20 protein-coding genes are annotated in these 20,101 nt (G+C 29.1%); 3 read left to right on the top strand and 17 right to left on the bottom strand.

Annotation, left to right across the window (positions count from 1 at the left end; all coding sequences use genetic code 11):
* Positions 1-57: 57 nt before the first annotated feature.
* The 5 genes from KGF39_RS10685 to KGF39_RS10665 form a co-directional block, all read right to left on the bottom strand.
* Positions 58-528 (bottom strand): metallophosphoesterase family protein, encoded by a 471-nt coding sequence (locus KGF39_RS10685; protein WP_054275213.1) that lies wholly within the window; start codon positions 526-528, stop codon positions 58-60.
* On the bottom strand, positions 528-1,877 hold the full coding sequence (rph, locus tag KGF39_RS10680) for a ribonuclease PH (RefSeq protein ID WP_227822293.1): 1,350 nt from the start codon (positions 1,875-1,877) through the stop codon (positions 528-530). The genes KGF39_RS10685 and rph overlap by 1 nt, the downstream gene beginning before the upstream one ends.
* Positions 1,878-2,036: 159 nt before the next feature.
* Positions 2,037-4,061, bottom strand: coding sequence for an NAD-dependent DNA ligase LigA (gene ligA / locus KGF39_RS10675; protein WP_227822292.1), 2,025 nt, complete (start codon positions 4,059-4,061; stop codon positions 2,037-2,039).
* A 187-nt stretch (positions 4,062-4,248) separates the two neighbouring features.
* The gene (locus KGF39_RS10670) at positions 4,249-5,187 is read right to left on the bottom strand and encodes a phosphoglycerate dehydrogenase (RefSeq protein ID WP_227822291.1); all 939 of its coding nucleotides are present in this window, start codon (positions 5,185-5,187) and stop codon (positions 4,249-4,251) included.
* A gap of 102 nt (positions 5,188-5,289) precedes the next feature.
* Entirely contained in the window at positions 5,290-5,712 is a 423-nt protein-coding gene (locus KGF39_RS10665; protein WP_227822290.1) for a DUF3783 domain-containing protein, read from the bottom strand.
* Positions 5,713-5,900: 188 nt separating this feature from the next.
* On the opposite strand from KGF39_RS10665, the gene KGF39_RS10660 reads away from it, so the two are divergent.
* Positions 5,901-7,184, top strand: coding sequence for a conjugated bile salt MFS transporter (locus KGF39_RS10660; RefSeq protein WP_227822289.1), 1,284 nt, complete (start codon positions 5,901-5,903; stop codon positions 7,182-7,184).
* Between the two features lie 76 nt (positions 7,185-7,260).
* Here the strand turns inward: KGF39_RS10660 and KGF39_RS10655 are convergent, their stop codons facing one another.
* The 8 genes from KGF39_RS10655 to cprR form a co-directional block, all read right to left on the bottom strand.
* Positions 7,261-7,776, bottom strand: a complete 516-nt coding sequence (locus KGF39_RS10655; protein WP_021386201.1) for a 4Fe-4S dicluster domain-containing protein — start codon at positions 7,774-7,776, stop codon at positions 7,261-7,263.
* Complete coding sequence (locus tag KGF39_RS10650) at positions 7,776-9,152, bottom strand: [FeFe] hydrogenase, group A (RefSeq protein ID WP_227822288.1); 1,377 nt, start codon at positions 9,150-9,152, stop codon at positions 7,776-7,778. The genes KGF39_RS10655 and KGF39_RS10650 overlap by 1 nt, the downstream gene beginning before the upstream one ends.
* Positions 9,153-9,176: 24 nt before the next feature.
* Positions 9,177-9,728, bottom strand: coding sequence for a 4Fe-4S dicluster domain-containing protein (locus KGF39_RS10645; protein WP_054275220.1), 552 nt, complete (start codon positions 9,726-9,728; stop codon positions 9,177-9,179).
* Between the two features lie 36 nt (positions 9,729-9,764).
* Entirely contained in the window at positions 9,765-9,938 is a 174-nt protein-coding gene (locus KGF39_RS10640; RefSeq protein WP_054275274.1) for a hypothetical protein, read from the bottom strand.
* 10 nt (positions 9,939-9,948) lie between these two features.
* Positions 9,949-10,782 carry a formate dehydrogenase accessory sulfurtransferase FdhD gene (gene fdhD / locus KGF39_RS10635; protein WP_227822287.1) on the bottom strand — a complete coding sequence of 278 codons (834 nt, stop codon included), beginning with the start codon at positions 10,780-10,782 and terminating at the stop codon, positions 9,949-9,951.
* Positions 10,783-10,830: 48 nt separating this feature from the next.
* A complete protein-coding gene (fdhF, locus tag KGF39_RS10630; protein ID WP_227822286.1) occupies positions 10,831-12,975 on the bottom strand; it encodes a formate dehydrogenase subunit alpha in 2,145 nt (714 codons plus the stop codon).
* 252 nt (positions 12,976-13,227) lie between these two features.
* Positions 13,228-14,286, bottom strand: coding sequence for a lysylphosphatidylglycerol synthase transmembrane domain-containing protein (locus KGF39_RS10625; protein ID WP_054275224.1), 1,059 nt, complete (start codon positions 14,284-14,286; stop codon positions 13,228-13,230).
* 211 nt (positions 14,287-14,497) lie between these two features.
* Positions 14,498-15,157, bottom strand: coding sequence for a two-component system response regulator CprR (gene cprR / locus KGF39_RS10620; protein WP_227822285.1), 660 nt, complete (start codon positions 15,155-15,157; stop codon positions 14,498-14,500).
* Between the two features lie 306 nt (positions 15,158-15,463).
* Between cprR and KGF39_RS10615 the strand changes: the two genes are divergently transcribed.
* Both KGF39_RS10615 and KGF39_RS10610 read left to right on the top strand, forming a co-directional pair.
* Positions 15,464-16,093 (top strand): DUF3786 domain-containing protein, encoded by a 630-nt coding sequence (locus KGF39_RS10615; protein WP_227822284.1) that lies wholly within the window; start codon positions 15,464-15,466, stop codon positions 16,091-16,093.
* 67 nt (positions 16,094-16,160) lie between these two features.
* The gene (locus tag KGF39_RS10610) at positions 16,161-16,994 is read left to right on the top strand and encodes a prenyltransferase (protein WP_038809763.1); all 834 of its coding nucleotides are present in this window, start codon (positions 16,161-16,163) and stop codon (positions 16,992-16,994) included.
* Positions 16,995-17,100: 106 nt separating this feature from the next.
* Here KGF39_RS10610 and KGF39_RS10605 read toward each other — a convergent pair whose 3' ends face one another.
* The 4 genes from KGF39_RS10605 to KGF39_RS10590 all read right to left on the bottom strand — a co-directional run.
* The gene (locus KGF39_RS10605) at positions 17,101-17,676 is read right to left on the bottom strand and encodes a DUF1062 domain-containing protein (protein ID WP_227822283.1); all 576 of its coding nucleotides are present in this window, start codon (positions 17,674-17,676) and stop codon (positions 17,101-17,103) included.
* A gap of 295 nt (positions 17,677-17,971) precedes the next feature.
* Entirely contained in the window at positions 17,972-18,247 is a 276-nt protein-coding gene (locus KGF39_RS10600) for a CD3324 family protein (protein WP_227822282.1), read from the bottom strand.
* Positions 18,248-18,561: 314 nt separating this feature from the next.
* The gene (locus KGF39_RS10595; RefSeq protein ID WP_107595196.1) at positions 18,562-19,323 is read right to left on the bottom strand and encodes an epoxyqueuosine reductase; all 762 of its coding nucleotides are present in this window, start codon (positions 19,321-19,323) and stop codon (positions 18,562-18,564) included.
* Positions 19,324-19,492: 169 nt separating this feature from the next.
* Positions 19,493-20,101, bottom strand: a 609-nt coding sequence (locus KGF39_RS10590; protein WP_306800921.1) for an exosporium glycoprotein BclB-related protein, incomplete at its 5' end; no start/stop codon positions are given.

Below are 20,101 nucleotides of genomic sequence, written 5' to 3'. Positions count from 1 at the left end.
TTTGATAAAATTTAATTTTTTGAGCTTTTTTTGCTGTTTTTTTAGATAAATACACCTTTATATACGTATTTCTTCAATATTTATGTCATCTTCTTCCATTTCCATAATAACAAAACTTTTATACGATACTCCTCTTGGAAGTGAAATACTTCCAGGATTTATGTAAAGCACACCATCTTTAACTTCTCTAAACGGAGTATGGGTATGACCAAATATAACTATATCAGCACCAACTTCAGTTGCCTTTTTTTCTAACATATGTGTTCCATACTTTACACCATACTTATCTCCATGGCACAAAAATATAGTTTTATTTGCCACTTCAAAGACAACTTCTTCCTCAACAGCATCAAAGTCACAATTACCTTTAACTGCAATAATGCCTACATTAGTCATACTATGAATATATCTTGAGTCTGTAAAGTTATCTCCTGCATGAATTATTAGGTCACATTCTTTTAAATATGGTATTGTTTTTTCCATATTTTTAATCATCATATGTGTATCACTTACTATGCCTATTTTCATTACTTCACTACCCTTTTTATAAACTCTTGTTTCATAAGTTTTAGTGCATTTGCTCTGTGGCTGATTGAATTTTTTATAACACTAGGTATTTCACCAAAAGTCTTATCATATCCCTTTACTATAAATAAGCTATCATATCCAAAGCCATTTTTACCCTTTTCTTCAAACCCTATAATTCCTTCACAGATTCCTCTTACTACAAATTCTTTTCCATCAGGAAAAACTACTGCTATTGCAGAGACGAATCTTGCATTTCTTTTACTCATTGGTACATTTTGCATAGCTTTTAATAGCTTTTCTCTATTTTCTTCATCTGTTGCATGTTCTCCTGCATATCTAGCTGAATAAACACCAGGTTTTTTGCCTAAGGCATCTACTTCTAAGCCAGAGTCATCTGATATAGCTATAAGTTTAGTCTTTTTAGCTATTGTTCTAGCTTTTATCAATGCATTATGCTCAAATGTTTTTCCATCCTCTACTATTTCTATACCTGCTAGGTCAACATCTTTTAAAGAATATACTTTATATTCAAAGTCTTTTAAAATTTCACCTATTTCTTCTAGTTTATGAGCATTATTAGTGGCTATCACTACTTCATTACCATAATCCATACCTAATATCTCATCTGTTATTTCACCTAAAGCTTCTCTTTGAACCCTTATTAATTCTTTATTCCCTTTTTCTCCTAACTCTAACAATAAATTTAAATCTTTTCTTGAAAAAGGTTTCTCTTCTCCAGTCCCCTGCACTTCTACAAACTCACACTTATCAGTCATTATTATATTCATGTCTACTTGTGCTTTAGAATCTTCTTCATAACATAAATCTAGCATGTGTGTTTCATTTACTATACCAACACTAATTGCAGATACAAAATTTGTTATTGGCATTTCTTTTATTGTCTTTGCTTTATATAATTTATATATTGCTTCTGCAACTGCTACAAACGCCCCTGTTATAGATGCAGTTCTAGTTCCACCATCTGCTTGAATCACATCACAATCTACCCAAATAGTTCTTTCACCTAATTTATTCAAGTCTACAACAGACCTTATTGCTCTTCCAATTAACCTTTGTATTTCTTGTGTTCTTCCATCTATTTTTCCCCTAGATGCATCCCTTATTTTTCTTTGTTGTGTTGCTCTTGGTAACATAGAATATTCAGCATTTATCCATCCAGTACCACTATTTCTTAAAAAAGGAGGTACTTTGTCTTCCACTGATGCAGTGCATATAACCTTTGTCTCTCCCATTTCTATAAGAACAGAACCTTCTGCATACTTTGTATAATTTCTAGTTATTCTTATAGGTCTTATCTGTTCGTTACTTCTATCATAACTTCTGGTCATTTTTCATATCCTTTCTTATATTTTTTATATTTTATAAAGTTATTTTTATAATTTTTAATTTTGTCAAATATTAAGTACTGTCATTTTTCATAATCTTATTAGCTTACTGAACTATTCTATCATTAATTATAGTAGTTTTCTACTAAATTAAGCGACTTTTTAACTCTCTAATACAGCTTTTACTTCATCTTTCGATGGTAAATTTAATAATTCTAAAAATCTCTCTTCATCTATAACTTTAATTCCTAAATCATTTGCTTTAGTGAGTTTAGAACCAGCTTCTTCTCCTGCTAAAACAAATGTTGTCGATTTACTTACACTAGATGTAGCTTTCCCACCTCTTTTTTCTATCATATCTTTTGCATCATTTCTTTTTAGTGTAGGAAGTGTGCCAGTCAAGACTATTTTCATTCCTTCAAATATTTTTTCTACTTTTTCACCTGTATTATCTAAGGATTTTGTGTTTACTCCTACATTTTTCAATTTGTTTATGACATTCATATTTTTCTCTTCCTTAAAAAACTCGACAACGCTGTTTGCCATTATACTTCCGAATTCCTCTAATTCTTCTAGTTGCTCACTCATTGCAGAAATCACATCATCTAAATCCTTAAAGCTAGATGCAAGTATTTTAGCTGCTTTAACTCCTATAAATTTAATACCTAATCCATTTATAAGTCTCCATAAATCATTTTCTTTTGACTTTTCAATTGAATTTATTAAATTATCAGCAGACTTTTCACCCATTCTATCTAAGTCAACTACATCTTCCTTTTTTATATAATATAAATCAGATACATCTTGTATTATTTTTTCATTTAATAACAATGTAATTATAGATTCTCCTAAACCATCTATATTCATTGCATCTCTCGATACAAAGTGTATAATTCCCCTTCTTATTTGAGCTGGACAAGACATGTTTATACATTTTACAGCAGCTTCTCCTTCTAATCTTACTGTTGGCTCTGAACAAACAGGACATTTTTCTGGCATTTTAAAATCTATTTCATCTCCAGTACGTTCTTCCTTTATAACTTCTAAAACTTGAGGTATTATATCTCCTGCTTTTTGAACTAATACTGTATCATTTATTTTTATATCTTTTTCTCTTATATAATCTTCATTATGAAGTGTAGCTCTACTTACAGTAGTACCTGCAAGTCTGACTGGTTCAAGTATTGCTGAAGGTGTTATTGTACCAGTTCTCCCAACTTCTACTATTATATCTACTATTTTAGTCTTTTTCTTTTCTGCTGGGAATTTATATGCAATTGCCCATCTAGGGCTTTTTGCTGTATACCCCATTTCGTTTCTTTGTTTTATATTGTTTACTTTTATTACCATACCATCTATTTCATATTCCAAATTACCTCTGTTCTCTGTCCAGTATTCAATATGTTCAATAACTTCATCTATATTTTTACAGACTTTATAATTCTGGCTTACTGAGAATCCTAGTTTTTCTAAATAATCTAGTGATTTACTATGACTTTCTAAATCATATTCTTCTATATTTTCCATATTAAATACAAATATATCTAATGGTCTCTTTGCAGTTAATTTTGGGTCTAATTGTCTTAATGAACCTGCAGCAAGATTCCTTGGATTAGCAAATAAGGACTGTTCCTGTTCTTCTTGTTGCTCATTTACTTTTCTAAAGTTATCTTTTGATATATATACTTCTCCTCTAACTATTAGTTCTTTTTTTTCATTTATTTTAAGAGGTATGCTTTTTACAGTCATTAGGTTTTGAGAAATATCTTCTCCTACAATTCCATCTCCTCTAGTTGCTCCTTTTTCAAACTCTCCATTATTATAAGTTAGACCTACAGAAAGACCATCTATTTTAAATTCAACAACATATTCAACATTATCTCCTACATATTCTTGAACTCTCTTATCAAAGTCTCTCAAATCTTGTTCTGAGAAAGCATTTGATAAACTCAACATAGGAGTTTTATGTACAATTTGATTGAATTTGTCTAATGACTTACCTCCTATCCTATTTGTTGGAGAATCAATTCTCTTTAGATTTGGATTTTCTTCTTCTAAAGAAATTAACTCCTTCATTAACTTATCATATTCATAGTCTGATATTTCTGGGCTATCTTGATTATAATACCTTTCATTATGATAGTTTATTTGTTCTATAAGTTTATTAATTTCATCTTTAACGCTCACTTTTTGCACCTCTTCATATTTTTTAAATTAAATTATTTTGAAATTCCCTTATAATTAATTATTTCCTATTTATATATTTTTTAGTATATCACTTTTTTGACTTTAAATTTATTACAAAAAAAACTCTTATTAGTATCTCTAATAATACTAATAAGAGTTTTTTATTCTTATTAAAATTTTTATATATTTAGTAACCTCTTGATATATCTACAACATTATCTACAGGTTTATTTTCCATTATATAGTGTTTTAAATTATTATAAACCATATTAAATGTTCTCTCTTTATTTTTATCAGATACCCAAGAGTTATGAGGAGTTACTATGACATTTTCACACTCCCATAACTTATTATCTTTACTCAAAGGCTCACTTTCAAATACATCTAATGCTACACCTCTAAATTTATCTACACATTCTTCTAAGTCTTTTTGATTAACTGTATTTCCTCTACCCACATTGATAAATACAGAACCTTCTTTCATAAGTTTAAGCATTTCTTTGTTTACTATTCCGTCTGTACTTTTTGTAGAAGGCATTGCTACAACGACTATGTCACATTCTTCAAATATAATATTCATATCATCAGTGGCAAAGCATTTATCAAAGTATTTTTTACTACTTCCATTAGTATTAACCCCCCATATTTCTAGACCAAAAGCTTTTAATCTCTTTGCTGCTTCTGAAGATATAGTACCTGTTCCAAGAAATCCAACTCTTTGTCCATACAATTCTGATACAGAAAAATCCATCTTCCATTCTTTATTTTGTTGTTGTTTAAAAAACTTTGCACTATTTTTATAAATTTCTAAAATATACAGAACTATACTTTCACCAATAGGTACACTATATCCACCCCTATTATTAGCTATCTTAATATCTCTCTTTAACACTTCTTCTTTTGGAAGTTGGTCTATACCTACACTAGTTGTCTGTATATATTTTAAATTTTTCATCTTAGAAATATCTAATCTACTAAAAGGATTGTATGTAACTAGTACATCTGCAGTATTTACATCTTCATTATTTTCAATACTATCTTCAGGGTAATGTATAACATCATAGCCTAATTCTCTTATTTTCTCAAATTTCTCTTTTCCATAATTTATTGTAAACAAAACTTTCATCTCAAATCTCCTTCATTCACTCACATTAAAATTTTTATATCCTACAGTATAATATATGATACTTAATGTACATTAGTTAAACTTACTAGAAGATGTCTCAAATTACTTATGTTCAATTGTTTTTCCTAAAGACATAGCATTACGTTCTTGAACTAAATTTTCTATTAAGTTATTCAGCGTCCAATCAATAGATGTTTCAGTTACCATAGCTGTAAAAGGTCTATTTATTCTTACTTTTTTTAATCCTTCTAAAAATGCATTTACTTGCATACTTGGAGTGTTATTAAATATTACAGACTTACTCTTAATCCCATTTTCACATTCATTTGATATATTTCCATCCAAAATGTCTCTTATTGTGTTTTCTCCGTTTTTATCAGTTAAAATGATATGGTCTCTTATTCCAGCAAAATTACTAACATTTTTAATTAATGATAATTCTTTTTTATTAAAATTTACAAACATAATACACTTCCTACTGTGTATCTTATCTAGATTATTATTATTTATTTTTTCAAATGACATTTTATCCATCCTTTCATTTATCTATATATTTTAATTTACCCCATCCATTTAAAATAATCAATTTTTATAGCTAATTTTTATATTAATACCCAAAATTACATTTAAATAATTCGACTATCTAAAACTAATATATAAAATTAGAATAATTAGCTTAATATCTACAAATCATAATCTAAAGGAGAGATACCATGAATACACTACTAAACAAGAATTTTAGCATTAAAAACTTTTCAAATGCTTGGGTTATAGTACTTGGTTGTATGTTGATACAAGCTGTGCCATTTAGTATTGTAGCAAGCATACAACCTCAATTTATAAGTTATGTTGTAGAAGGAGAAGGTTTTAGCTTAGCATCTTTTTCTCTAATATTCACTATTGGTACTATTGCTTCAGCAATTGCATCACCTTTTATAGGTGTATTATTTTCTAAAGTCAATATTAAGATACTATATTTATTAGGTTGTATAATTTCTAGTATTGCTTTTGCTACTTTTTCTATATGTACTGAACTATGGCAATTTTACACTGTATCATGTATTGTGCAAATTGGTGCTACAATTATATCTGCTATAGGGATACCAGTTTTAATAAGTGCTTGGTTTGATGAAGAAAGTAAAGGAAAAGCTCTGGGCTTTGCTTTTGCTGGTGGCTCTATTGGCAGTATATTTCTACAACCACTTGCAGTTCGCTTATTGGCAACTCAAGGATACAGTCGTTCTTATCTAATATTTGGAATTGTAGCATTAATAGTTGGTGTACCTGTAATATTATTCATACTTAGGATGCCTAAAGATGTTAGTGAGAAAGTTAAATCTAAAGGTAAAAAAGAGAAAGCATCTGATGCAATTTCTCCTTCAGTATGGGGTTATACATTAAAAGAAGCTAAAAAAATTAAATATTTTTGGATTATGACAATTGGATTTATATTTGTTGGTATATATGTTTCATCATTATCTGTACAATATCCCACTTATCTTAGGAACTATCTAAATCCGATTCTAATAGGAACAGTCGGCTCCACTTTTGCTTTATTTGCTCTTATTGGTAATTTATTTGGAGGATTATTGTTTGACAAGTTTGGTCAAATAAAACCACTTATTATATCTTTTATATTGGTCCTTATAGCAACTTTATCATTGCTATTTGTAGATAAATCTCCTGCATTTGCTTTTGCATTTGCTGTCTTAAAAGGACTTTCTGTATTTGCTTATATGATTGGTCCTGCTTATTTGACAGGAACTTTCTTTGGTCAAAAGGAATTTGGTAGTATCTATGGAATCGTACAATTAATTTTTGCAGCAGGGTTTGCATTAGGTTCAACATTATTTGGATTACTAGTTGATAATTTTGGATATAGATTTTCTTGGTCTATTATAATTTTATCAGTTATAATAGCCTATACTTTGCTTATTATAACTTCTATAGGAATGAAAAAAATGAATAAAGAAAGACTAGATAAACTGATACAATAATTAATTCTTAGATATCTAAATATTATATAAAAAAGATGGAGCTTTTAATAACAAATAGCGCTCCATCTTTTTTATATTACAATATTGCTAATTTTCTTTTGTTTTTAACCTTACTATCTATATCTTCATCCTTAACTATAGTAAATGCTTTAGTTGGACAGACATTTACACATGCAGGTCCTTCTGGAGATTCTATACAAAAATCACACTTATTTGCTGTCATTCTTTCTCTAAAACAAAGCTTTCCTTCATCTATATCTTTTAATGTAACTATGTCTATTGCACCTATAGGACATGCTAACATACAAGTCTTACATCCTATACAATTTTCTTCATTTATTTTTATTGTGTTCCCAACCCTAACTATACCACCATTTGGACATGCCTTTGCGCAAGGAGCATCTTCACAATGTCTACATTGTATTGGAGCACTTACTTCCTTTGTCTTTATGACAGAAAGTTTTGGGTTAAAATTTATTTCATCTGGATTTTTGTAAAAAATATCTTCATCTGAATGTGCAACTACACATCCTATCATACAAGTTCTACATCCTATGCATTTATCAGGGTCTGCTATAACAAAATAGTTCATCACTTAGCCACTTCCTTTCCTATACAATATGTAGTGTGTAATAGATGATGAGACTTTTCTCCTAATGGTTCTACCAAATATTCATCATATAGCTTTTTAATATCAAGATTCTCATGAGATTTTCTAATTGCTAAATGTTCATCATGCACATATGTTGCTTTTGTTCTATTTTCATAGGCCAATTCTTTATATTCTTCTAGTAAAATTTTTGGCTGACCACCACCACTTACACACCCAACAGGACAAGTCATAACTTCAATAAAATCTACATCTAATTTTCCTTTTTCCAAATCTTCAAGTACTGGTATTACATTTTTTAGTCCACTTACTACTCCAACTCTTAGGTCTAAGTCTCCTATTTTAATAGTTGACTTTCTAAAGCCATTTTCTCCTCTTACTTGTTTTACTTCTACATCAGGAATACTTTCTCCAGTTATAAGCTCATAACCTGTTCTTATAGCAGCTTCCATAACTCCACCAGTAACACCAAATATAGTTCCAGCCCCACTATAACTACCTAAAGGACTATCAAACTTTTCTTCTCTTAAATTTTTGAAATCAATTCCCATATCTTTTATTAAATAAGCTAATTCTCTAGTAGTTAATACTACATCTACATCTCTATATCCACTAGAATCCATTTCTTCTCTATCACATTCATATTTTTTACATGTGCATGGCATTATAGAAACACTAAATATCTTTGAGGCATCTATATTATTTATTTCTGCACCATAAGTTTTAAATATTGCACCACCCATCTGTTGAGGTGATTTACAAGAAGACAGATGATTAGTTAATTTAGGATAATTTTTTTCCATAAATTTTACCCATGCTGGGCAACAAGATGTAAACATTGGAAGAGTTCCACCTTCTGTTACTCTTTTAATTAACTCACTACCTTCTTCCATGATAGTCAAATCTGCTGCAAAATTAGTATCATATACTCTATCAAAATTTAAAGCTCGAAGTGCTGCTGCCATCTTCCCAGCACCTAGGTATCCTAAATAATATCCAAAATCTTCTCCCAAAGCCACTCTAACTGCTGGTGCACATTGAACCATTGTAAATACATTTGGGTCACTTAAAGCTTTTTTCACCCTATCTACATCACATACATTATATGCTGCAAATATAGGTTCATTTATAGACTCTGGTATCTCTCTTTCTTGTTTTTTCTCTTGTAAAAACTCAAATCCTTCATCTATAACTGAGGCATAAGATTTACAAGTTTGAACACATTGACCGCACATAACGCATCTATCTAAATTTATCTCTTGTGGCTTTCCCTCTTCACCTTCAATAGCATTTACTGGACAGACTTTTGAACATTCTCTACATCCAGTACATAAATCTTTATCTATATTTATTATCATAAACGTCACCTACCCCTGTATCCTTTATTTATTTGTTAACAATAAGCTAAGTGCTGCTTGTCTATTCTTAGCTTTTTTGTCATCTATTGGAGTAACAAGTTTTAATGCTTCCTGAGGACATGCACTTATACAAGCTATTTTTTCATTGTCTTTACATAAGTCACATTTATAAGCTATCTTTTTATTTTCGTCTAAAATTACTTGTTCTACTTCTTTACCATCTTCATATTGTGGAAGTAAGTCTATAGCTCCAAAAGGACATGCTAGCAGACAAGTTTTACATCCTATACACTTTTCTTCATTTACAGACATAATATTATTTTCTTTGATTATAGCTTTTTGTGGACATGAGTTTAAGCAAGGAGCATCTTCACAATGTCTACATTGTATTGGCATACAGAAAGTATCACCTTTTACTAAATAAAGTCTAGGTATAACAGGTATATCAACCGTTCCAACTGTATAACCTACATTATTATGCTGGTTATGCATTGTAAAACAAGCTACTTCACAAGCTCTACAACCTGTACATTTATTTGGGTCTGCTATTACAAAAGAGCCTATTTTATTCTTCATATTATCCCACCTTTCAATTTGTATATTTCTAACGCCCTAGTTACTTTCATCATATATATTTATATATTTTAATATTTTCTCAGTACTTATATTTCGCTTACATTTTTTACACAAATTGTATGCGTTATCATACACTTTATCAGTATCATCAATTAATACTCCACAGATTTCACATTTTGAATATTTTCGCTCTTCTTTTTTAGTACACATATACTCAGTCTCACTTTTTGATAACTCTCTGTGGATTTGCATAAATATTCATTCGTCTTCCTCTTACAAATCCAATAAGGGTTATGTTTAATTTTTTAGAAAGCTCTATTGATAAATTGGTTGGTGCTGATTTTGATACTACAATAGGAATTTGAGTCATGGCTGCTTTTAATATCATCTCCAGTGATATTCTTCCACTTACAACTATAATTTTATCTTCCAATGATATTTCATTTAAAACACAAAATCCTATTGCCTTATCCATTGCATTATGTCTTGCTACATCTTCACAAGTCACTATAATTTCATCAAAATCAAATATGGATACACTGTGTACCCCACCTGTATTTTTGAATAATTCTGACGAATTCAAATTTCTATCCATTATACTATAAATCGTATCATAATTTACTTTTATATTACTCTCTACAGGAGTACATTTTATATAGTCTAGTGAATTCAAAAATATAATTTGCTCATCTTGACTTTTTTGTTTCTTTTGGATAGTTACTTTCGCAAAACATTCCTCCTCATTTATCTTCAGACTTAGCAAGCTTCTTTTATTTTCTATATATCCTTTTGTTTTCAAAAAGCCTACTATAAGTTCTTCCAAATTATATGGTGTACATAAAAATGTATTTACATATTTATCATTTAAGATAAAACTAAGCGGATATTCTGCAATTATTTCTTCGTCCTCTATTGATAATTCATGTTCATTTATTTTACTTACTTCTATATTAAAAGAATTTAAATATTTGTAATCCACTAGACTATAACTGTTTTCAAAAACTTCATCCTTACTATTCTCTTGTAATTTAGTTTTTGAGTATATATTGTTCATAAAATATTAGCCTTTCCACTTTTTATAAGTCTTGAATCTAATTAACCACTAAATATTTGTAGCAGTCATTCTATCTTTAAGACTCTGATACTCTTCTCTCACACATTTTTCTGCTAGTTCTTGGTCTTCAAGTTTTTCAAGTTTAACAGCACAATATTTATACTCTGGTGTTTTAGATATAGGGTCCAAGTTTGCTATTGTAAGTTCATTACAAGCTCCAACCCACCACTGATAAGTCATATATGTTGCACCTTCCTTAACTCTATCAGTAACTGTTGCTCTTGTTATTACGCTTCCTCTTCTTGAACTAATTCTAATTAATTCATCGCCTTCAATTCCTAATTTTTCAGCATCATTAGAATTTATTTGAACACGTCCTGGCTCATCTTCTAATGAACTAAGAGTTCTACAATTACCAGTCATTGTTCTTACTGAATAGTGTCCAACTTCTCTTACAGTACATAAGCTAAATGGATATTCATCATCTTCAACTTCCATAGGAGGTCTCCATTCAGCAGCGAACAAATTACCTTTGCCATTAGGAGTAGAAAACTTTTGACCTTCATATAGATACATAGTTCCTTTATCTTCCATACTTTCGCTCTTACAAGGCCATTGAACACATCCTTGAGCTTCTATCTTTTCATAAGTAGCACCTAAGAAACTTGGACATAATTGTCTAAGTTCATCCCATATTTCCCTAGTATTTTTATAATTCATAGGGTATCCCATTGCTGTAGAAATTTCGCTTATAATTTGCCAATCTGGTTTTACATCTCCTTGTGGTTCTATAGCCTTTCTCATCAATTGGAATCCTCTATCTGCACATGTATATACTCCCTCATGTTCTCCCCAAGAAGTAGCTGGAAGTATAACATCAGCATGAAGTGCTGTCTTATTCATAAATATATCTTGAACAACGACAAACTCTAATTCATCTAAAGCTTCTCTAACTTCTGATGCATCTGGGTCACTTTGCACTGGGTCTTCTCCAAATATATAATAAGCTTTAAGCTTTTTCTCTTTTAGTACTAAGTTTGGAACTTGAGTTAAACTATAACCATTGTTAGGAGATAGTTTTACGCCCCAAGCATTTTCAAACTTTTCTCTTATCTTATCATCAGTTACATTTTGATAACCAGGATATACATTAGGAAGAGCTCCCATATCACAAGCTCCTTGGACATTATTTTGTCCACGTACAGGTCCTATTCCAACGCTTTCTCTACCAAAATTACCTGTAAGTAGAGCAATTGATGCAAGCCCCTTAACTACATCGACAGCTTGACCAAATTGACAGACCCCCATTCCGTAAAGCATCATAGCTTTTTTACCTTTTGCATATTCCCTCATAGCTTTTCTTATAAGTTCTTCTGGAATTCCTGTAATCTTTTCAGCATATTTAGCTGTATATGGTTTAACAATTTCTTTATACTCATCAAATCCTTGTGTATGATTTTGAACAAATTCTTTATTGTAAAGACCTTCTTCTATTAAAACATTTCCAAAAGCATTTACTAAAACCATGTTTGTTCCACCTTTTATAGGTAGATGTATATCAGCAATTCTTGCAGATTCAGTTACTCTAGGGTCAGTGACAATTAATTTAGCACCATTTTTTTTAGCTTTCACTATTCTATTTGCCACTATTGGATGTGAATCTGCTCCATTATATCCAAATATAAATAAAACATCTGCATTTTCTATCTCTGGTATAGAATTAGACATTGCACCACTACCTAATGAGTAAGCCAGACCGGCTACAGATGGTGCATGTCAGACACGAGCACAATGGTCAACATTATTAGTTCCTATTGTGGCTCTCATAAATTTTTGCATTATATAGTTTGCTTCATTACCAGGTCCTCTTGCAGAACCTGTTCCCATAATAGAATCAGGCCCATATTTTTCTTTAATTTCATTTAATCTTGAAGCCGTATAGCTTATGGCTTCATCCCATTCAACCTCTTCTAGTACACCTTGTTTTCTTATCATTGGCTTTTTTAGCCTAGGTGTTAAAATTTTAGGGTCATTTAGAAAATCCCATCCATAACGACCTTTTAAACACAAACTTTCTTGATTTGTTCTACCATTAGCTGGTTCAGCTCTTAATATCTTATTATCTTTTACGACTAGATATAATTGGCATCCAGCTCCACAGTATGGACAAACTGTTAAAATTTTTTTCTCCATACATTTCCCCCCTTAGATTTATCCCCTGATAAGTAAAATTTATCTTAAAGATAATGAGTGTTTTTATAATATGCAAAATCATAAATATTTTGCAATACTATCTATTAAATTCAACAATTTTCTCACAATTCCTTTTAAATTTTTAAAAAAAATATGTCATAATAATCTTTATATTTCAACCATTTAATTAAAATATTCTAGTTCTTATGACATATTTTTTAATATACTTAATATACATTTCTTTAAACTTATTTAATTTTCACTCAAAACAATATTCCTACCAATTCTATTTTTCATTCTATAGTGAGTAATTACAGTAAATATTCCACTTCCAATTAGAATCAAATAGTACATAAATCCACCATATAAAAATACTGCATATCCCATTAAAGGTTGAGGGAATACTGATTTGAATATAGTGAAAAACGCTAATTCATTAGCTCCTACATTCCCAGGTGTTGGTATTGGAGATATTGCCATATATAAAAATGCTTGCAGTGTCAATATATAGATATAACTATAACCTTGCAAATTAAATGCTTTATATATCCAAAAAGAAACACTAAAGTAAGCACTTAATTGAATAAAAGTCACTATTATAGTTGAAATTAATACTTTTTTATTCTTTGCAAAAAAATTTATTGCTTTACTATAATCATCTATAAAACTTTCTATGGATTCAATCTTATTATCTAAAAATTTTAAAAACTTGATTTTTGATAAATGCTTTATAGAAACTCTCATAATATATTTTATTTTTTGAGGATTTAAAATAACTAATATTATCATAATTAAGACAAATGAATTAATAGCTATCCCTAGAAACACTAAAGGCATAATCACTTTCATTTGTTTTTCTAACATATTAAAATTCATTAACACAAGTATTGTACAATAAAAAGTAACTACTATTTGGAAAATAATAGACTTATTAGTAACAACTGCACTTGCCTTACTAAGTGGCATTTTGCATTTTTTAAGTACATATATCTGTACTGGTTGGCTTCCTGAAGCAAAAGGAGTTATTAAATTATAATAAAATCCCATAATGGCTAGCTTAAAGCCAATAAATCTAATATTAACTTTGTGAGTGCTTTCTATAATTATCTTCATTACTACTCCTTCAAGCATTATGTGACACATAATTGCCAAAGCACCAATGAATAAAAACTTCTTATCTACCATAACCATAACATTTGATAGCATTTTAATATCCAATGTTTTAAACACTAGGTAAATTGTTACACCTATTAATAAAAATAAAAATGTATACTGTAGTAAACTCTTTCTAATATTCTTTAGTCTATCCATATAGAGATAACCGTCCTTTGCTCAAGATTTATACTAAATACTATATTATTAGTATACACCACAAATCTTAATATTTTATAACAAAATACCTTACAATTTTGTCATTTACAAAAAATATTAACCTATAAATTAAATTTTAATATATAGATTAATATTTTACAAACATTTTGTAGATATATATAATATTTGCACTAAGTAACACTTATATTTATTACACCCATTTATACCCTATCCCCCATACAGTTTCTATTGTATAAATATCATATTGTTTTAATTTGCTTCGTATATTTTTTACATGTTCTGTGATAGTACTTATATCACTTTCTCTATCAAAGCCATATACTGACTCATATATTCTCTCTTTTGAAAATACTTGTCCCTTATTTTTTGCTAAAAATTCACATATTAGATATTCACTTTTAGTAAAATTGATTTTTTTACCATCAATTGAAACTTCTTTACCTAAAAAGTTAAATTGAACATTTGAGATAGTTAATAAATTCTTTTTTTCTCTATTTTCTCTTCTTAAATGAGCAGTTATCCTAGCTCTTAATTCTCCTACACCAAAAGGTTTGGTTATATAATCATCTGCCCCTATACCAAGACCATACATAATATCACTTTCCATATTTTTGGCTGTCAAAAATAGTATTGGACAATCAACCTTATTTCTTATAGCTTTGCACACTTCAAATCCATCCATCTTAGGCATCATTACATCTAATATTATTAGATTAAAAGAATTAAAGTCTATATCTATAGCATTTTCTACATCACTAATTACCTTTACTTCATGTCCATCTCTTTTTAATATATTTTCAATCAACTTTAACATATCTAACTCATCATCTATTACTAGTATCTTAGACATACTAACTCCTCCATTTATATGTTTAATAACATTTTAATACTTATATTTAATAACTTTTTTCAAGTTTGTATGAATCATTATACTCTCATATTATAGCTTACACAATAATTGATATTTTACAAATAAAACATTTTAGATTCAAAACTTTATATTTCAAATACTCTATACTTATTTTACATATATTTATTTAATTGTAAAAATTTATTTGACAATTTATTATTGTAATATTTTAAAAATGTAATAAAATCAATAATAAGAAAACTTCTTATAAATATATCTTTAATTATTTAAATTGGAGGAAAAATTATGGATGAAAAAGTAACAAGAAGTAACTATAATGTTCCATTTGACTATGCTCGAGAAAAATTAAAAAAATTAGACCCTCATACAATTAGTAATTTAAGTAATATATCTTTTAACAGTGATTCAAATAAATTCACACTTAATTTCTTTGATAGACAATATATTATAGACTATCCAAGTGGAGAAGTTTGGAATGATGATGGTAGTATCTGCAAAAACTTTGAACTTAAAATTTTAATAATTAGATACTTAATCAATGCTAATGGTGTACCTAGAACTAATAAATATGTGACTTTTAAAGAAATACCAGGAGGCAATGTTTACTATCCAAATTTTTTAAACAGAACTCTGTCTAGACTTTCAGAGGTTTTTACATCTCAAATAAACAGGTATAAGTTGGTTATGGAAAATATGGGAGCTGAAAAAGTAGATATGGGAGATTTAGCCTATAGGTTTACATATATGGGTAATACATCTATGATATTTATATTTTGGTTTGGAGATGACGAATTCCCTCCAAATTCAAATATATTATTTGATTCTAATATAATTTATTACTTCAATGCAGAAGATTTAGCAGTTGTTCCTGATACAGCTATAGATGCAATTTTAAATAAAATAAATCAATTATAAATATAAATAATATTATAATAAAGTTTTTGATAGATTTAATAGAATATAATATGAAATGGAGTAAAAAATGAATGTAGAAAATAAATATTTATCAGATATTGAAATAATATTATCACACAGGTATGATAATGGTGCAGACTATTGGACTACACCTGATAAGCGTTTAATAAAAGGTTCTCCTTTCTCTACTCTTGATAGTGTACTTTATCTATTAGAGTTAGGTGTGAACCCTGATGATACTTTACTTAAAGAATGTGCTGACTTGATATTTAGCACATGGCGAGAAGATGGACGTTTCAAACTATATCCAAATGGAGGTATTTACCCTTGTCATACTGCAAATGCTGCTAACGTACTCTGTCATATGGGATATGCATCTGACATTAGAATGCAAAAAACGTTTCAACATTTTTTAGATACACAGTATGCTGATGGTGGGTGGCGTTGCAATAAATTTAGTTTTGGTCGAGGTCCAGAAACTGAATACTCAAATCCACTACCAACTCTTAATATATTAAATGCATTCCGTTTTAGTAATTATCTAAATAAAGAATCAAAACTTGACAAAGCTGTAGATTTTCTACTTGACCATTGGACTATTAAAAAACCAATCGGCCCTTGTCACTATGGAATTGGAACATTATTTATGCAAGTTGAATATCCTTTCCGTAATTATAACCTATTCCTTTATGTCTACGTTTTATCATTTTATAATCGTGCAAAAAAGGATAAGAGGTTTTTAGAAGCATTGAAGATACTTGAATCTAAAATGATAGGTAATAAAATTGTCGTTGAACGTGTAGTTCCAAAACTATCTAAATTATCTTTTTGTAAAAAAGGCGAATCAAGTGAAATAGCCACAACACACTATTACGAAATATTAAAAAACCTAGAAAAATAATAGTTATATAGATAAAACATATTAAAAAATAGTGGCTTTAAATTTTTTAAAGTCACTATTTTTTTTAAATGATGTTCCTGAAAATATATTAAGTTAGTTATTCTAATCAATTTGAAGACTTTTGCTTCTCATTGCCTATCTCTAACATAATTTCATAGTTTAATTTACTTTTTCTTAAATCAACTCCAGATATACTTTTAATAGTTCCACAATCTAACATCTCATCAAATGCCTTCCTAGATAAACCTAGTTTCTCACGCAATAATCTTGACACCTTTAATTGAGATGGATACTTACTTACAATACGAACTTGTGTAAGGTCATTAATATCAATTTCTTGTCCTACTATTTTATATTCTGGAATACCAACCTCTGCTCCATTTCTATGTAAAAGTTCTACATTCATAGCATATTGATTAGCAAGATTATCATCATTCGTATGGAATTGTTCTAGTGTTTCTGGATTTAAGTTATTTGGATTGACACGAGAATATATGGTTGAATTCCATGTTGAGTCACAGTTTGAACACTTATATATTAGCCATATATCCAAATATTTATGTTGAGCATTAACTCTAAATAAACCTGAACAAATATATTCAGTCTTTTTTCCACATTTTTTACAATACCTAATTACTGGTAATTGGGAGGTATACTCCACCTCCCAAGTAATTTTTTGCATAAATACAATTTCCTTTCTATAAAGTTACTAAACTAATAGAAAGTTATGAAAAGGTGGAATATAATCAAGTATTTTCTTCAAAACAATACCTCCTAATTTTTGATAAATTTTAATTTCACACATATAAAAAATTATTGCTTTTTATATGTACTTTACAACTAGAATTATTATATGTTGTATAAGTTTTGAAATTATTTAAATTATAACATCCACCTAGAAGAAACTATACCTCAAACACTTTTCTCAAAAGAAAATGAGCCAGTATAATTATAAAACTATACTGACTCATTCTTAGCTATCTTTTTCTTTTTTCTTGTAATACAATTCTTTGAATACTTTTCAAAGATAAATAATACTTTTCGGATAAATATTGCAAATCGTATCCAACTTGATAGTCTTCATAAATCTTCATATTTCTAATTGCCAAATCTTCACGAGTAGAAGTATTACTTCCCCATTCTTTTTTGTTATTAGATTTTCTAGGAATATAGATGCATTCGCCATCTACATATTCCTGTATCAATTCAAGTAATTCTTCTGGTAATATATGTATTGCCTTTTTATAGCTCATTTTGCTCTCCTATTAAATAGTAATTTTTTATTAGGAATAGCAAAGGGCTATTTATATATTAAATTTTATAATTGCAATAGCCCTTGCTATGCAACTATAAAGATTAAATCAAACATAAAGTCTCAACCCTCCTTATATATCACAGCGATACATATAAGTCTATCAACAGTATAAATAATTGTCAATCGATGTAAATTATTTATCTAATTTTTAAATTATATTTATTTAATTTTCATATTATATTATATTTATTTTGGTAGCTAATATTTTTTCATTATAAATTATATTTAAAATTATTAATAAACATAAATCCATTATCTTGATGGTTTTATTACTGAACAAGGAACTCCAACTATACACTTTCCACAAATGTCACATCCACCTATATGAGCATATTTCTTTTCATTTATCATACACATTTCATAACACTTATTTCTATCAAATCCATCTTCTTTTAAAGCTCCTTTTACGCATTTACTAACACATTTTTTGCAACTATTATTATGTTTATACAAGCAGTATTCATTTTCTGGTCTTTTAGTTGGTTCCAATTCTAAGCTTGTGATTATGCTTCCTATTCTTCCACAACACCCTTTTTCTGTAATAAGCATATTATTTAAACCAAAAGTTCCAAGACCCGCTATGAATGCTACATGTCTTTGTGACCAATCACTAACCAATTTTTCACTATCAAAATTATATGACCCAGGAATAGAATATGAATTAAATCCTATCTTCTCTAGTTCTTCACATAAAAAACTATTTAAATTTGAAATCAATATATTAGTTTCTATGTACGCTCTTGCCCATATTTCAGAACATTCAAATCCTCCAATATTGCTATTATTTATACTTTTATCAAAAGGTATAAAATATGTAATTATAGTTTTACCATCTTTCAAAAAATCTTTTGGCATGGCATGAGATGTTCCTACAGCTCCTTTTAACTTCTGAAACATATCATCTTCGGCAGATGCATAAGCAAATAAAAGTTCTTGCCACTTTGTAGTTATATTATTTGATTTATGATAATCCTTTACAAAACTATTCATTAATTCTTCAATCTTATTTTTCATAATATTCCCCCTAGACAATTCTCTATTTCCAATTTTATATTATTATTTTATATTATATAATAGTACTCTAAATTATGCTTAGCAATTATATTAAAATTATACTTAGCAATTAATATTAAAAAGCTTCTAATATCAACAAGATACTAGAAGCCTCTTTTAATTATCTAATCTAGTTAATCGAAATTCCTGCACTTGCATATCCTGCTACAGTATTAACTAATGAAAGACCTGAAGCTGTTGCAGTAAATACTAGCAACAAACGAGTTTGTGCTGCTACTGATATATTTAATCCTGTTAAAACTCCACTAGAAATTGAACCTACTGATAATATACCTGTAAGTGGTGGAGTTAGTGTAACTGTTGCTCCTGGTACAGCTGTAAATGTGTTATCTGGTGCAGTTGATTCATAAAGTGTTGCTGTAATTGTAATTGTTGAGCCAACAAGTGAAAGTGCTACTGTTGTACTAAAATATGCTGAAATAGATGTTATTGTTCCAGCTCTTGGCATTGAAAATGCAAAGTTAGTTAGTGTTCCTGCTGGGTTTGTAAGGTCTATTGTTCCTCCAGCTATACTTACCCCTGGAGCTGAATTACCAAAACCAACAAATCCTGGTGTTCCTATTAATCCACCAGCTATAGTTGTAAGTGATAGAGGTATACCTGATGCAAAAGGTATTATTGCACCAGCTCCTGCTATTCCAGTTGCTCCTGTTGGACCTGTTACTCCTGTTACGCCTGTTGCTCCTGTTGGACCTACTAATCCATCTGCTCCTGTTGG

The organism is Clostridioides sp. ZZV14-6345, assembly GCF_020657775.1.
Classification (GTDB): domain Bacteria; phylum Bacillota; class Clostridia; order Peptostreptococcales; family Peptostreptococcaceae; genus Clostridioides; species Clostridioides difficile_D.
This window is presented reverse-complemented; position numbering and strand designations above follow the sequence as displayed.